The organism is Arthrobacter sp. MSA 4-2 (genome assembly GCF_016405885.1).
Taxonomy (GTDB): Bacteria; Actinomycetota; Actinomycetes; order Actinomycetales; family Micrococcaceae; genus Arthrobacter_D.
In genome coordinates this window covers 259725-273859 of record NZ_JAEKGC010000003.1, presented here as the reverse complement: position 1 = coordinate 273859, position 14135 = coordinate 259725, and the positions used below count along the sequence as shown (strand labels likewise).

Sequence of the window (14135 nt, the reverse complement as noted above, 5' to 3'; positions counted from 1 at the left end):
CCGCCCGGAGCGGACGATGGGTCCGCTCCGGGACGGCTCAGCCGGCGGGCGGCCGGGCCGCGAGCGCCTGTGCCAGCGCCGCCGCGGAGCCGGCGCTGCTGTTGATCCGCCAGTCGGTTTCCTTGGCGAAGTGGAACCAGACCAGGGCCGTGACGTCGGGCTGGGCCGCGAGGTAGCGCACCAGGGACGAGTTCCAGGTGGACTTCGAGCCGCCCGCCTCCGCCGACGCGGTCTCGGCGATCAGGATCTGCTTCACCGGGGCGAGCCGGCGCAGCTCCGCAAGTCCTTCTCCGAACAGGGCCTCGGGCTCCACCCAGGTACTCCACGGGGCGGAGGCGCCCCAGTTGTAGCCGTCGAGCGCGACGGCGTCGACGTACTGGGCTCCCGGGTAGAGCTGGTCCAGGGGTGTCGACCCCCAGTACGGGACGTTCGGATTCCATACCCAGGAGATATTGGAGGCGCCCGTGGAGGCCACGACGTCGTGCACATGGCGCCACGCCGCCGCGTAGTCGCCGGCCTCATTGCCGTTGACCCCTTCCGCCCACGGGTACCAGTTGCCGTTCATCTCGTGGCCGAAGCGCAGCATCACCGGGTGGCCCCACTGGGCCAGGGCGGAGCCCCACTGGCGCAGGTAGGGGTCGAAGTCCCCGGCGGCGATGCGGTCCAGGGAGTAGGCGGGCTGGGCGGTGCCGCCGCCCCAGAGCCAGGGTTCCCAGGTCAGCAGGGTCACGGCGCCGCGGGACCGGACTGCGTCGAGCTCGGCGAGCGGCGGGGCCTGGGCGAAGTCCTTGTATGACAGGACGACCGACGGCGCCTCACCGGCGAGCACGGCCACCTCGTCGAGCTCACCGGCGGCCATCGGACCGCCGGGGGTGCCTGCGCCGAAGCGCAGCGGCGCCGTGCGGATCCCTGGCACGGGGGCGGGGCCGGCGGGCGGGGCGTAGGTCAGGGTGAAGGGCGCCGAGGCGTGGCCCGAGCCTGCCCGCGCCTCGATGAGCACCGGGCTGCCGGCGTCGGGGATGACAATGCCTGCGGTGAAGGATCCGGACGCGTTGGCGGTGATGGGCACGGAGGCCGTACCGGCGGTGAGGGTGCCCTTCGATTTCCTGGGGAACCCCGTTCCGGAGACGGTGACCAAGGTCCCGGCGGGTCCGCTGGAGGCGCTGAGGGAGATGGACGCCGTGGCGGCGTGCACCGGCTGGAGGGACCCGGGGCCGAGCGCCGCAACGACGGCGGCAAGGCACAGGGTGAGCGCGGTGCGCAGCAGGCGCGCCGCGAACCGGCGGGGGGTGGGCAGGACGGTGCCCGGGGAGGCGTCGTGCATGGGAGACCTTTGCTGTTCGGAAGCCCGGCTGACCGTGAAGGCCCCGTGGCTTTGCGTCACCGGCTCGCACCGGTTTTGCCCTTGTCGAAAGCGGGGCCGCAGCCGCCGCTGGAGGGCAGGTTCGCTGCCGCCCTCCCCTCCATTCTCGATCTGCCCAGGGTGCGGCACCAGAGGATTATCCGCAGGAAAGGCGCAGGAAAAGCGCGGCCTCCGGCCCTGGGTGGGTGCCTAGGCGGGATTGGGCTGCCAGCGGGTGACTTCGTAGGTCAGGTGGGCGAACTGGGCGAGCTGCTCCGCGCTGCGCAGGCTGAGCCGGTCCGACTGGATGAAGCGTGGCAGCAGCGGCGCCCCGGCGTCGAGGGTGACCGGGGCGATCGCGACCTGCACCTCGTCGAGCAGGTTGGCGTCGAAGAACTGGCCGGCGAGGTCGCCGCCGCCCATCAGCCAGATGTCCTTGTCCCCCGCGGCCTCGAGGAGCTGCGGGTAGACGGCGCCGGGTTCGCCGCAGACGAACCGCACATCGGCGCCGTCCGGCCGGGGAAGGTCCCGGTTGGTGAAGACGAATGCGGGGCGGTTCCCGTAGAACTCCCGCCACCGTCCGGGGCGCTCGAGGACGCCCTCGGCCTCGAGCATCCACTCATAGGTCTTCGACCCCTGGACCAGCACCGTGATGCCGTCCAGGAAGTGCCCCTGGTGGTAGGGCTCGGGCTGATCCACGGCGAAGAGCCAGTCCATCGAACCCTCCCCGTCGGCGAGGAATCCGTTGAGGGAGGAGGCGGCTCTGTAGATCGTTTTCGTCATGGTTCGGGTCCCTTCGGTCCGGTGCGCTAAGACTAGCGCCTGGGGGCCGCCGAACAGCCGCAGCCGAAGGAGGGATCCGCTTTAAGACGGCACTTTTGCGGCGCCGGCGGGCGGTCCCGAACGCGGCGGCCCGGTGGACCCGCGCACCACCACCTCGGGGGCGCCCGGCACCAGCACATCCTCGGGGGGTGCCCCTTCGAGCTGGGCGCAGAGCGCGTCGACGGCGGCCTGCCCCAGCTCCATCAGCGGCATGGCGATGGCCGTCAGGGGAGGGTGGAGGAACCCGGCGAGGGGGAGGTCGTCATAGGAGATGACGGAGATGTCCTCGGGAATGCGCAGCCCGGCGGCATGGACGGCCGAGAGGACGCCGATCGCCTGGTTCAGGGTGCTCGCATAGATCGCGGTCAGGTCGGGGTGGTCCGCCAGCAGCCGGGTGGCCGCGGCATAGCCGCCCTGCTCGTTGAACTCGCCAGACTCAATCGAGGGTTCCGGGATGCCTGCCGCCACCGCGGCGCCGAGCAGCCCGGCCCGTCTGCTGACGGTCGGCGCGAGCTGCTCCGGGCCCGAGACGTGGCCGATCCGCCGGTGCCCCAGCGCGAGCAGGTGATCCAGGGCGGCCTGGCTGGCCGCCTCGATCTGCAGCGAAATGTTCCGCCCGGAGCCCGCGACGACGCGGTTCACGAACACGTGCGGAATCCGGGAGTCGGGCAGCATGCCCAGCAGCGGGTGGTCGGGGCGCGCCGAAGCGATCAGGAGCCCGTCCACGCGGTGGCTCGCCACCAGGTCGGCGAACTGCCGGTCTACGCCGAAATCGGCCGAGTCCTCCGCCAGCAGCATGGCGAAGCCGCGGACCCGCGCCTGCTGGACGGCGCCGCGGGTGATGCGGGAGTAGACCGGGTTGGTGAGGTCCGGGATGAGCAGGGCAAGGGCGCGGGTACTGGCGCCGGCCAGGGCACGGGCGCCGGTGTGCGGCTGGTAGCCGAGGTCCCGCACCGCGTCGAGGATGCGCGTGCGGGTCTCCTCCCGGATGGAGAGGGTGCGGTCGTTGTTCAGGACCCGGGAAACGACCGATTTTGTGACACCGGCATGGTTGGCCACGTCAATGAGGCGGGACCGCTGTTTCGGGTGGAGCGGAGCGTCGGCGTCGCGCACTGAACCTCCCTTCGAAGCATGCGGCAGTCTGATTCTGCCACAGCGGCACATGTGATGTTGACCTCACCCGGGAATCGCCGTAGGGTGGACGCCGCCGGGGAAAACCGGTTTTCTAGGCGTCGGACGGCCCTCCGGGGTAGAGCCGGCTCCTCGGTACCCACGTCCAAAGGAGTGACCATGGCCAAAGTCGAAACAATGCAGACGGACCTTTACCGGATCCCCCTGCAGCAGACGCTGACCGACAGCATGCACGGAGTGATGCTGGATTTTGAACTCATCACCGTGCGGGTGACCGACAGCGACGGGGCCGTCGGCCTGGGCTACACCTACACCGTCAACCACGGCGGTGCGGCCGTGGCCGTGATGATCGATCGTTACCTCGCGCCCCTGCTGCACGGCCAGGACGCCGACCGCATCGAATCGCTGTGGCAGCAGATGTGGTGGGCCCTCCACTACGCGGGCCGCGGGGGACACGTGACCTCGGCGATCTCCGCAATCGACATCGCCCTGTGGGACCTCAAGGGCAAGAAAGCCCAGCAGCCCCTGTGGCGCCTCTTCGGCGGCTTCGACCCCAAGGTGCCCGTCTATGCCGGCGGGATAGACCTTCAGCTGCCGATCGAGGACCTGCTCGCCCAGGCCGACAGCTACCAGGAGCACGGCTTCCGCGCGATCAAGATGAAGGTCGGACGCCCGCAGCTGCGCGAGGACGTCGCCCGGGTGGCCCGGATGCGCGAGCACCTCGGAGAGGACTTCCCCCTGATGGTCGATGCGAACATGAAGTGGAGCGTCGATGAGTCCATCCGCGCCGCCCATGCGCTCGCCGACTTCAACCTGGTCTGGATCGAGGAACCCACAATTCCCGACGATTTCGCCGGGTACGCCCGCATCGTCCGCGAGGGCCGCCAGCCGATCGCCGGGGGCGAGAACCTCCACACCCTCTACGAGTTCCAGCAGGCCATCACCGCCGGTGCGATCACCTTCCCCGAACCGGACGTCAGCAACTGCGGCGGCTACACCACCTTCCGGAAGGTCAGCGCCCTGGCCGAGGCACACAACCTCCCCGTCACCTCGCACGGGGTGCACGACCTCACCGTCCACGCGTTGGCCGCGGCGCCCAACCGGACCTACATGGAGGCCCACGGGTTCGGGCTCGACGCCTACCTCGCGGCGCCGCTGCGCATCGAGGACGGCTTCGCCCTGGCCCCCGAACGTCCCGGCCACGGCGTCGAGCTGGACTTCGCGGCCCTCGAAGGGGTGCGTGCATGACGGTCGCGGAGGTCCGGCCCGGCGGAGAAACGCCGGCAGCACAGTTCCTGGAGGGATGAGATGTCCGATCAGCTGAAAATCGTCATCACCGACTGCGACCACGACTCCATCGCCATTGAGGTGGAACTGGCGCGCAGCCGCGGCGCCGGCCTCACCCTGGCCACCTGCCGCACCGAGGACGACGTCATCGCCGCCGCCGCGGGAGCCGACGGGATCCTGGTGCAGTACGCGCCCATCACGGCCCGGGTGCTCGACGCCCTCCCGGGGCTTCGAGCCATCGGGCGGTACGGGGTGGGCGTCGACACGGTCGACGTCGACGCCGCCACCGCCCGCGGCGTCGCGGTGTGCAACGTGCCCGACTACGGGACCGAAGACGTCAGCGACCACGCGATCGCGCTGGCCCTGACCCTGGCCCGCGGAGTGACCCAGCTCGACCGGCGGATGCGCGCCGGTGAACACAGCCTGGCCCCGGTGCGGCCGCTGCACCGGACCGCCACCCGGGTCTTCGGCATCGTCGGGCTCGGGCTCATCGGCTCGGCCACGGCCCGCAAGGCCCGCGGCATCGGGTATACGGTGATCGGCTACGAACCCCGCCTTACCCCCGGTTCGGTCACTCCCGACGGCGTTGAAGTCGTCGGATTCGAGGAACTCCTCGCCCGCGCCGACGTCCTCTCCCTCCACGTGCCGCTGAACGCCGACACGCACCACCTCATCGACGCCGGAACCCTCGCGGCCATGAAACCCGGCGCGGTGCTGGTGAACACCTGCCGCGGCGGGGTCGTGGACACCGCGGCGGTGGTTGCCGCCCTGGAGTCGGGGCAGCTCGCCGGGGCCGGTCTCGATGTCTTCGAGCAGGAACCGCTGCCGGAGGGCCACCCCCTCCTGGGCCTCGGGAACGCGGTGCTGACGCCCCACGCCGCCTGGTACAGCGAGGAGTCCTACGGTGAACTGAAGAGCCGGACCCTCGAGAACGTGCTCGATGTCTGCTCCGGAACCGTTCCGCGCAATATCCTCAACCCGAAAGTGCTCTCATGACCCCCTCCGATTCGACAATGAAGGCCGCCGTGCTCACTGCGCCGGAGACCGTCGCGGTGCAGCAGGTTCCCCTGCCCGAGGTGCCCGACGGCTGGGCGCTGATCCGGGTCGAGTACACGGGGCTGTGCGGCACCGATTTCTCCATCTACCACGGCACCCACCCGCGGGCCGCGCCGCCGCTGATCCTGGGCCACGAAATCACCGGGACGGTCGCCGTCGCCGCACCGGACGGCCCGGCCGAGGGAACCCGGGTCGTCGTGGAGCCGCTGATCACGTGCGGCACCTGCGGCCCCTGCACCAGCGGAAACTCCCACGTGTGCTCCAACCTCAACCTCTACGGCATCGACGCGCCGGGCTCGCTGGCCGAATACGTCGCCCTTCCGGCGCGGGCGCTCCTGCCCGTCGATCCGAAGGTTCCCGCGCGGCAGGCCGCCCTCGCCGAGCCTTTGGCCGTCGCGGTGCACGCCGTCGCCCGGTCCGGGCTGTCGGGGGGCGAGCGCGTCGCCGTCTTCGGCGCCGGTCCGATCGGGCTGCTGACGGCCCTTGTCGCCCGGGAGGCCGGCGCCGGGGAGGTGTTCCTCATCGAGCCGAGCGAGGACCGCCGGGAGGCGGCCGGGCGGTTCGGTTTCCAGGTCCTCGCACCGGGTGAGGACCCCGCCGGCACCGTCCGCTCGAGGACCGCAGGCGCCGGCGCCGATATCGTCTTCGACTCCGCCGCACACCCTTCCGTCGCCGCGGCCCTGTCGGGGGCGGCCCGCGTGCAGGGCACCATCGTGCTCGTCGGGGTGTACAAGGAGCCGGCGAAGCTCGACCTCCAGCGAATCACCTTCTCCGAGCAGAAACTCCTCGGTGTGCGGGTCTACACCCGCCAGGACATGGAACGGGCCGTCGGGCTGATCGAGGCCGACGTGCTGCAGCTGGGTCGGCTGCCCATCGAGGTCTTCGGCCTCGGCGAGGTGCCGGCAGCCTTCACCAAGGCCATGTCGGCCGGCGGGGTCCTGAAGGTCCTCGTCGGGTCCGCGGCGGAAGAGAGCGGGGCGGCCGATGTCTAATCCCTTCGACCTCACCGGGCGCACCGCCGCCATCACCGGGGCATCCCGCGGCATCGGCCAGGCGACCGCCCGGGCCCTGCTCGAGGCGGGAGCGGACGTGATCGCCCTGCAGCGCAGCGCGGTCTCCACCGAACTCGAGGAGACCGCTGCGCGGCTGGGCCGCCGGATCGACACCGTCCCGGTCGACCTCACCAGCGAGGAGTCGATCGCCGGGGCGATCACCGCCGCCCTGGCCGCCTCCGAGGTGCACATCCTCGTCAACAACGCCGGAACGCAGATCCGGCACGACGCCGTTGAGTTCCCGCTGGCGGACTTCGACACCGTCATGCAGGTCAACACCCGCGCCGTCTTCCAGCTGTGCCAGGGCTTCGGTGCCCCCATGCTGGCGCGCGGCGAGGGGAAGATCGTGAACCTCGCCTCGATGCTCACCTTCCAGGGCGGGTTCCGGGTGCCGGCGTACGCGGCGTCGAAGGGCGCCGTCGGACAGCTGACCAAGGCGCTGAGCAACGAATGGGCGGGCCAGGGCGTCAATGTCAACGCCATCGCGCCCGGCTACTTCGCCACCGACATGAATGAGGCGCTCCTGGCCGACGGGAACCGCTCGGCGCAGATCCTCGAGCGCATCCCCGCGGGACGCTGGGGCAAACCGGACGACCTGACAGGAGGAGTCGTGTTCCTTTCCTCGCGTGCCGCCGACTACATCCACGGCACCATCCTTCCGATCGACGGCGGGTGGCTGGGCCGATGACTTCTCCCGCCCCCCTCCAGCGTCCGGCCGCAGGCCAGGCCCTGCTCCGGAACCCCGTGATCGCGGTGCTCCGCGCGGGCCACGCGGACCAGTACGCCCCGGTGATCGACGCCCTCCTCGCCGGCGGGGTGACCTCGATCGAGCTGACCCTCAGCACCCCCGGCGCACTTGAGGAGCTGCCGCGACTGCTCGAACGGTTCGGGACCGAAGCCGAGATCGGCGTGGGCACGGTCACCAGGGTCCAGCAGGCGCGCCGGGCCATCGACGCTGGAGCCGCCTACATCGTCACCCCGGTGATGGACCTTCCGACCGTGGGCCTGTGCGTCGAGCGGGGCATCCCGGTCTACCCCGGCGGCCTGACCCCTACTGAACTGCTGGCGGGCTGGAACGCGGGCGCGACGGCGGTCAAGCTGTTCCCCGCCTCCACCGTAGGTCCCGGGTATATCGGCCAGCTGCGCGGGCCCTTCCCCGACATTGCCGTCATTCCCAGCGGCGGCATCGGCATCGCCGACGTGCCCGGCTGGATCGAGGCCGGTGCGCTCGCCGTCAGCCTCGGCGGGCCGCTCCTGCGGGACGCCTTCGCCGGTGGAAGCCCGGCGGGCCTGGTCCAGCGGGCCCGCGAGGTCGTCGAACTGGTGGCCCGGTCACGTCCGGCGCCCGCACCGCGGGGAGCAGAGGAATGACTCCGGTGTCCGGCGGGAGCCCCGCCGGGGTCGTCACCTTCGGCGAAACCATGGCTCTGATGAGGGCACAGACGCCGGGACCGCTGGCCCACGCCTCCGAACTCGGCCTGGGCATCGGCGGCGCCGAATCCAATGTCGCCATCGCCCTGGCCCGGCTCGGCACCCCGGTGTCGTGGTTCGGCCGGGTGGGTGCGGACAGCCTAGGCGACCTCGTGGTCCGCGAGCTGCGCGCCGAAGGCCTCGAGGTGCGCGCGATCCGCGACCCGGCCGCGCCCACCGGGCTGATGATCAAGGAACGGCGCACGCAGCACAACCAGAAGGTCTGGTACTACCGGGCAGGCAGCGCCGGCTCCCGCCTCGGCCCCGCCGATGTGCCGGTGGAGGAGATCGCCGCCGCCGGGCTCCTGCACGTCACGGGCATCACCCCCGCGCTGTCGGAGTCGGCCGCCGACGCCGTCGACCTCGCCGTGCAGACCGCGCGTGCAGCGGGCGTCCCGGTCTCCTTCGACGTCAACTACCGCGGGGCGCTGTGGAGCCCCGAGGCCGCCTCGCCCGTGCTCCGGGGTTTTGCGGGCCGGGCCGACATCCTGTTCGCCGGCGACGACGAAGCCGCCCTGCTGGTGGGCCCGGCCGAGGATCTGAGGGAACTCGCCGGCGCGCTCGCGGAGCTTGGGCCCTCGCAGGTCGTGGTCAAGCGCGGCGCCCAGGGGTGCGTGGCCCTGGTGGACGGGGTGTACTTCGAGCAGGCCGCCGTTCCCGTCCAGCCGGTGGACACCGTGGGCGCCGGTGATGCCTTCGTCGCCGGGTATCTCGCCGAACGGCTGAGGGGGCTCGCGCCCCAGGAGTGCCTGCTGACGGCGGTGCGCACCGGAGCCTTCGCGTGCCTGGTGCCCGGAGACTGGGAGGGCATGCCGCGGCGCAGCGAACTCGGGCTGCTTGAGGCGACAGAGCCGGTGTCGCGCTGACGCCCGCAGGGAAGGGCCCCGCCCGGTGTCGGCTCCTAGCCGGCGGGGGAGCCGGCCCGGGTGGCTGCCGCAATGATTCCGCGCATTGAATTGTTGAGCGTTTCCACCTGCTCCCGGGTCAGCCCGAGCCGCTCCAGCATGGTCCCGGGCACCCCGACGGCCTCCGCCCTCAGGGCGGTGCCCGTCTCCGTCAGGCGCACCGCCAGCGTCCGTTCGTTCCCGGGCACCCGGTTCCGGGTGATGTAGCCGAGGGACTCGAGCCGTTTGAGCATCGGCGAGATGGTGGCCGGTTCCATCATGAGGATCCCGCTGATCTCCCGGAGCGACCGGTCGTCCTGTTCCCAAAGGATGAGCATCACCAGGTACTGGGGGTGGGTGAGCTTCAGTCTCTCAAGGACCGGACGGTAGGCGTTGACCACCGTCCGGGAGGCGATGGACAGCGCAAAGCAGAGCTGGCGCTCAAGCAGCAGATCGTCGTCGGGGGCAGTCATGGCTCCGTCCTGGGGTGAAAGAAGGTTCTGCGGAATAAAGCTTAGCGTACTAACAGTTAGAGGATCTGAATGCGGAAGGCCCCGTCGAATTAATCCTTACCCGGGATTGTTCAGGGAGAGCTTCCCATCCTGACGGGCAGGCTCTGTGCGGTTTGCCGTTCCAGGGGCGCTGAGGATCCGCGCTTGTACCAATGCGGCAGGGAGTCGACCTCCCGGGCGGCAGCACAAAGATCAGGACCCGGCTCCCGGGCCCGGTGGGCCGGCTTCTTCCGGCGCCACGTGGTGGAAGGTAAAAAGTGTGACTGAAGTAAAGACAACCGACGTCGTCGTCATCGGCGGCGGCCCGGTCGGAGAGAACGTAGCCGACAGGGCGGTTCGGGGCGGACTGACGGCGGTGCTGGTCGAATCCGAACTGGTCGGCGGCGAGTGCTCGTACTGGGCCTGCATGCCGTCCAAGGCGCTCATCCGTTCCGGCGCCGCCCTTTCCGCCGCACTGTCCCTGCCGGGGGCGCGCGAAGCGGTCACCGGCAGCCTCGACGCCGGCCAGGTGTTCGCCCGCCGGGATGCGATGGCGGCCAACTGGGACGACTCGGGACAGGCGAAGTGGGTGGCGCAGCAGGGGATCACCCTGGTACGCGGCCTTGGGCGCATCTCCGGGGAGCGCGAGGTTGAGGTCACCGCCAAGGACGGGACGGTCACCACGATCCAGGCCCGCCAGGCTGTCGTGATCGCCACCGGGTCCGTGCCGGTGATCCCCGCCATCGAGGGGCTCGATGAGACTCCGTTCTGGGGCACCCGCGAGCTTGTCTCCGCCGAGGATGTTCCGGAGTCGATCACGGTGATCGGCGCAGGCGTGGCCGGCACCGAGCTGGCTCAGGCCTTCTCCCGGCTTGGGGCGAAGGTGACGATTATTGCCCGCAGCGGAATCCTGCGGGGATTCCCGACGCCGGCGGCCGACATTGTGAAGAACGCACTGGAACAGGAAGGGATCCGGGTCCTGACCAACACCGGCATCCGGACCGTTGCCAAGAACGGTGAAAACGCAGTGTCCGTCACCCTCGACAGCGGCGACACCATCGAGTCCGACAGGCTGCTCCTCGCCACAGGCCGCCGGCCGGCGCTGGACGGGCTCGGACTCGAGGATCTCGGGCTGAGCTCCGAGGGCCTTCCCTCGGATGACACGGGGCGGGTCCGCAGCGCGGGTGACTGGCTCTATGTCCTCGGTGATGCCGCCGACAAGGTGATGCTGACGCATCAGGGCAAGTACGAGGCACGTGCCGCCGGTGATGCCATCGCCGCCCGGGCCGCCGGTACCCTCGGTGACGACGTCGAGCCGTGGAGCAAATATGCCGCGACGGCGAACTCGTATGCGGTGCCGCAGGTGGTCTTCACCGATCCGGAGATCGCCATGGTGGGACGCACGCTTGAGCAGGCGCAGGATGACGGCGTCAACGCGTCGGAGGTCTCGCTGCCGATCGCTGTGGCCGGTTCCGCCCTCCACTCCGAGGGCTACACCGGATGGGCGCAGATGATTGTCGACGAGGACCGCAGGGTCATCATCGGCGCGACCCTGGCCGGGCCGGACGTCGCTGAAATGCTCCACGCGGCGACGATCGCGATTGCCGGCGAGGTGCCGTTGGAGCGGCTCTGGCATGCAGTCCCGTCGTTCCCGACGGTCAGTGAGGTCTGGCTGCGGCTCCTCGAACAGTACGGGCTGTAGGCCGGTACGGCGGCGGACCCTGTGCGGGAGCTCGACGGCTCCTGATGCCGGGTGAGGTGTTCCCGGGCGGTTATGAGCCCGGGGACACCTCCTCCGTGTGGGTGCGCTTGTAATAGGCGCGCGAGGCGCGGACGCGCATCCCGCAGGCCGGCGTGCACCATTCCCTGCGCGGATGGTCCTTGAGGAAGAACAGGAAACATCCAGGCGCCTGGCAGTCGCGCAGCTGGTCCAGCCGCTCTCCCGAAAACAGGTCGGCGGCGTCACGGGCCAGGGCCGACAGCGCCGCACGGGGGGCGGTGCTCCTGGCCCGGGTGGACTTCGACAACGCACCCTGCGGCGTGAGGGTCAGGACCGGGGATGCCGGGGCCACTGCGGCGGCGCGGTTCAGGACCGCGACGGGGCCCTCGGCCGGGGGGAGCCCCTTGGTGAGGTCCGAGGCGAGGGTCCGTACCGCGCTCCGCAGTTCGAGGAACAGTGCGAGGTCGCCCTCCCTGACCTCGGCGAGCTCCTCGGCGGGCAGCTCGATTCCGTCGAGCTGCGGGGCCACTTCGAGGACCCAGGCCGCAACATCGGCCGGCGTCGACAGTCCCTCCCGGGGCTTCCCGCGTACCGCGAAGTAGGTGTTCGCGAGGTCCAGGGCCGGGGAGTCCCTAATGACCGGAGCTCCACCCTCGTATGTCATGGGCATCTTCTCATGATAACAGTAATCAATAAACGTGAGAACAGCGCACTCCACCCTATCGCATGACACCCGGGCCGACTCTCTCCAGATGAGTTCCGGGACGGCGGCGTGTCCGCTGCGACACGCCGCCGCACTTTCCGGAGAAGGGCGGGCCCGGTCCTGCCCCCGGGGCGCGGAGGGGCGGGGATTATGGCCCCTGCGCCGGGACGAAGCGCCCCGCGGCGTAAACTGGAGATCTGCGGACAAGTTTGTGCCACTCCAGGCGATGTCCGCTAGGAGGTTGAATTGGCACAACGTATGGCGGACCCCACCTATCAGGCCCAGCAATGGGAGCGGCGCTACGATCCCAACATTGAAGACGTGAACCGGCTGTGCGATGCGCTCGGGGCCCTCAAGCCCGGGTCAACCGTTCCGTACATCGACCCGGTGCACGACGTCGACGGCTGCAAGATCGTGAGTCTCTTCTCAAGTCCCGGTTCATCACTGCCCTCGGGGTTTGTCTCGTTCGAGAATGACGATCCGGCCTCCGTGCGGATCGCCGAGATCTACGAGTCCGCCGGCCTGCGCCCCGAGCAGGTCATGCCGTGGAACGCCTACCCGTGGTTCCTCGAGGAGGGCAAGGAGCGGGCGCTGTCGATGGACCAGATCGCCGACGGTGTGAAACCGCTCCTGAGCTTCCTCCAGCAGGTTCCGCGCGCCTCGGCCCTGATCGCCCACGGAGCCGACGCCCATAAGGCGGCCCGCCGGCTCATGAAACTCGAGAACCGGGCCATCTACAAGCGCGGCTTCAAGATCTATGAGGTGCGCTCCACCAGCGAGCGGGCCTTCAAGGGGACGCCGGCGAACCAGGAAATCTGGCTCAAGGAAATCCATGCGGCCTACACCGACGCCATGGGCCGCGCCGGCATCCGGGTGCGCCAGACCATCTAGGCCGCTCAGGGCCGGGACCGTTCGTTGCCCGGACCGCCGTAACCCGGTCGACCGCCGAAGTGTCGGTGCGCCGCGATAGCGTGGAATTCCCCCACGAACCGGAGCCAGGCATTCATGATTGAGGCGAGCAAACTCCTCCAGGTCAGCCGTATCTACATTGAGCCGGAGGCGGCCGCGCTTCCCCGGGGCCAGCAGGTGCTGGCACGCTGGCCGGAGGCCGAGGTGGTCGAAGTAGCGAGCCACTGGCGCATCCCCGAGCTCAGCGGCGACGAGGCGAACGTCCGGCGCTGGGTGCGGATCAAGACCGAGGCACTCGTTGTGGGCGTCAAGAAGTCGCTGGCGGCAAAGCCCAACGGGCGCTCCGCGGACTTCATCGCGCCCTCCACGGCGAACGGCTGCGCAATGGCCTGCGCCTACTGCTACGTCCCCCGGCACAAGGGCTACAGCAACCCCATCACGGTCTTCGCGAACATCGAGCAGATCAGCGGCTATCTCGAACGGCACGTGGCGCGCCAGGGCATGAAGCTCGAACCCAACCAGTGCGATGACACTGCCTGGGTCTACGACATCGGCGAGAACAGCGACTGTTCGGTCGACGCGATGGTCAGCGACAACGTCCGGGACCTCGTCGATCTCTTCGGGAGCCTGCCGACGGCCAAGCTGTCCTTCGCCACGAAATACGTCAACCGGGACCTGCTCGGCTGGGACCCGCGCGGCCGGACCCGGGTCCGGTTCTCCCTTATGCCCGAGCGGCTGGCGCGGGTCGTCGACGTCCGCACCTCGCCCATCGCTGAGCGCCTTGCCGCGGTCAATGACTTCGTGGAGGCCGGGTACGAGGTCCACCTCAACTTCTCCCCGGTGATCGTCACACCCGGTTGGCAGGAGGAGTGGCGCTCCCTGTTCGCCCAGATCGACGCCGTCCTGACCCCGCAGGCCAAGGAGCAGCTCGCGGCGGAGGTCATCTTCCTTACCCACAACCAGCAGCTCCACGAGGTCAACCTCGGCTGGCACCCCCGCGCCGAGGAGATCCTGTGGCGGCCCGAGCTCCAGGAGCAGAAACGCTCGTCGAACGGATTCATCAATGTCCGGTACACCGCCGCCGAAAAGCGCGGCTACCTCGACGACTTCCGGGCATTGATGGGGCGCCACCTTCCGTACTGCCGCATCCGCTACGCCTTCTAGTCCGGTCGCATACGACGGTTGGAATTTTCCTTGTCCGCGTATTCCCCTGGCCCTACAATCGATTCACCCCGCAACGGCCGACTGGCGCGGCGCGGTGGGCATTT

14 protein-coding genes and 1 riboswitch are annotated in these 14135 nt (G+C 69.8%); of the genes, 9 read left to right on the top strand and 5 right to left on the bottom strand.

The annotated features are described in order from the left end of the window. Nucleotides 1-37: 37 nt before the first annotated feature. The 3 genes from I6N91_RS04875 to I6N91_RS04865 all read right to left on the bottom strand — a co-directional run bounded on the left by I6N91_RS04875 (nt 38) and on the right by I6N91_RS04865 (nt 3277). Nucleotides 38-1324 carry a glycosyl hydrolase gene (locus I6N91_RS04875; RefSeq protein ID WP_198811144.1) on the bottom strand — a complete coding sequence of 429 codons (1287 nt, stop codon included), beginning with the start codon at nt 1322-1324 and terminating at the stop codon, nt 38-40. Nucleotides 1325-1339: 15 nt separating this feature from the next. Beyond that, nucleotides 1340-1414: riboswitch (cyclic di-GMP riboswitch) on the bottom strand. A gap of 138 nt (nt 1415-1552) precedes the next feature. Further along, complete coding sequence (locus tag I6N91_RS04870) at nt 1553-2125, bottom strand: dihydrofolate reductase family protein (RefSeq protein WP_198811142.1); 573 nt, start codon at nt 2123-2125, stop codon at nt 1553-1555. A gap of 81 nt (nt 2126-2206) precedes the next feature. Continuing rightward, a complete protein-coding gene (locus I6N91_RS04865) occupies nt 2207-3277 on the bottom strand; it encodes a LacI family DNA-binding transcriptional regulator (protein ID WP_198811141.1) in 1071 nt (356 codons plus the stop codon). A 177-nt stretch (nt 3278-3454) separates the two neighbouring features. On the opposite strand from I6N91_RS04865, the gene I6N91_RS04860 reads away from it, so the two are divergent. Genes I6N91_RS04860 through I6N91_RS04835 form a run of 6 tightly spaced genes read left to right on the top strand, consistent with a single transcriptional unit; the run spans nt 3455 to nt 9026 of the window. Then, nucleotides 3455-4543, top strand: coding sequence for a mandelate racemase/muconate lactonizing enzyme family protein (locus I6N91_RS04860; protein WP_233091470.1), 1089 nt, complete (start codon nt 3455-3457; stop codon nt 4541-4543). A 60-nt stretch (nt 4544-4603) separates the two neighbouring features. Beyond that, nucleotides 4604-5578: a C-terminal binding protein gene (locus tag I6N91_RS04855; protein WP_198811139.1), complete on the top strand. Its 975-nt coding sequence runs from the start codon at nt 4604-4606 to the stop codon at nt 5576-5578. Then, the gene (locus I6N91_RS04850; protein WP_198811137.1) at nt 5575-6630 is read left to right on the top strand and encodes a zinc-binding dehydrogenase; all 1056 of its coding nucleotides are present in this window, start codon (nt 5575-5577) and stop codon (nt 6628-6630) included. The genes I6N91_RS04855 and I6N91_RS04850 overlap by 4 nt, the downstream gene beginning before the upstream one ends. Continuing rightward, on the top strand, nt 6623-7378 hold the full coding sequence (locus tag I6N91_RS04845) for an SDR family oxidoreductase (protein ID WP_198811135.1): 756 nt from the start codon (nt 6623-6625) through the stop codon (nt 7376-7378). The genes I6N91_RS04850 and I6N91_RS04845 overlap by 8 nt, the downstream gene beginning before the upstream one ends. Further along, on the top strand, nt 7375-8061 hold the full coding sequence (locus I6N91_RS04840; protein WP_198811133.1) for a bifunctional 4-hydroxy-2-oxoglutarate aldolase/2-dehydro-3-deoxy-phosphogluconate aldolase: 687 nt from the start codon (nt 7375-7377) through the stop codon (nt 8059-8061). Before I6N91_RS04845 ends, I6N91_RS04840 begins: the two co-directional genes overlap by 4 nt. Beyond that, nucleotides 8058-9026, top strand: coding sequence for a sugar kinase (locus tag I6N91_RS04835; protein ID WP_198811131.1), 969 nt, complete (start codon nt 8058-8060; stop codon nt 9024-9026). The genes I6N91_RS04840 and I6N91_RS04835 overlap by 4 nt, the downstream gene beginning before the upstream one ends. 35 nt (nt 9027-9061) lie before the next feature. Here the strand turns inward: I6N91_RS04835 and I6N91_RS04830 are convergent, their stop codons facing one another. Next, the gene (locus I6N91_RS04830) at nt 9062-9517 is read right to left on the bottom strand and encodes a MarR family winged helix-turn-helix transcriptional regulator (protein WP_198811129.1); all 456 of its coding nucleotides are present in this window, start codon (nt 9515-9517) and stop codon (nt 9062-9064) included. 298 nt (nt 9518-9815) lie between these two features. On the opposite strand from I6N91_RS04830, the gene I6N91_RS04825 reads away from it, so the two are divergent. Further along, a complete protein-coding gene (locus I6N91_RS04825; protein WP_198811127.1) occupies nt 9816-11237 on the top strand; it encodes an NAD(P)/FAD-dependent oxidoreductase in 1422 nt (473 codons plus the stop codon). 70 nt (nt 11238-11307) lie between these two features. Here I6N91_RS04825 and I6N91_RS04820 read toward each other — a convergent pair whose 3' ends face one another. Beyond that, nucleotides 11308-11925: an ABATE domain-containing protein gene (locus tag I6N91_RS04820; RefSeq protein ID WP_198811125.1), complete on the bottom strand. Its 618-nt coding sequence runs from the start codon at nt 11923-11925 to the stop codon at nt 11308-11310. 279 nt (nt 11926-12204) lie between these two features. Here I6N91_RS04820 and I6N91_RS04815 point away from each other — a divergent pair, with 279 nt between their 5' ends. Together I6N91_RS04815 and I6N91_RS04810 are read left to right on the top strand one after the other, a co-directional pair. Beyond that, nucleotides 12205-12849, top strand: coding sequence for a uracil-DNA glycosylase (locus tag I6N91_RS04815; RefSeq protein ID WP_233091469.1), 645 nt, complete (start codon nt 12205-12207; stop codon nt 12847-12849). A 117-nt stretch (nt 12850-12966) separates the two neighbouring features. Further along, entirely contained in the window at nt 12967-14031 is a 1065-nt protein-coding gene (locus tag I6N91_RS04810; protein WP_198811304.1) for a spore photoproduct lyase family protein, read from the top strand. Nucleotides 14032-14135 lie beyond the last annotated feature (104 nt).

Bases quoted from the DNA above. Each gene is read 5' to 3' on its own strand.
- I6N91_RS04860 (WP_233091470.1), top strand. From the start codon at position 3,455: ATGGCCAAAGTCGAAACAATGCAGACGGACCTTTACCGGATCCCCCTG.
- I6N91_RS04830 (WP_198811129.1), bottom strand. From the start codon at position 9,517: ATGACTGCCCCCGACGACGATCTGCTGCTTGAGCGCCAGCTCTGCTTT.
- I6N91_RS04820 (WP_198811125.1), bottom strand. From the start codon at position 11,925: ATGCCCATGACATACGAGGGTGGAGCTCCGGTCATTAGGGACTCCCCG.
- I6N91_RS04875 (WP_198811144.1), bottom strand. From the start codon at position 1,324: ATGCACGACGCCTCCCCGGGCACCGTCCTGCCCACCCCCCGCCGGTTC.
- I6N91_RS04845 (WP_198811135.1), top strand. From the start codon at position 6,623: ATGTCTAATCCCTTCGACCTCACCGGGCGCACCGCCGCCATCACCGGG.
- I6N91_RS04835 (WP_198811131.1), top strand. From the start codon at position 8,058: ATGACTCCGGTGTCCGGCGGGAGCCCCGCCGGGGTCGTCACCTTCGGC.
- I6N91_RS04870 (WP_198811142.1), bottom strand. From the start codon at position 2,125: ATGACGAAAACGATCTACAGAGCCGCCTCCTCCCTCAACGGATTCCTC.
- I6N91_RS04850 (WP_198811137.1), top strand. From the start codon at position 5,575: ATGACCCCCTCCGATTCGACAATGAAGGCCGCCGTGCTCACTGCGCCG.
- I6N91_RS04840 (WP_198811133.1), top strand. From the start codon at position 7,375: ATGACTTCTCCCGCCCCCCTCCAGCGTCCGGCCGCAGGCCAGGCCCTG.
- I6N91_RS04855 (WP_198811139.1), top strand. From the start codon at position 4,604: ATGTCCGATCAGCTGAAAATCGTCATCACCGACTGCGACCACGACTCC.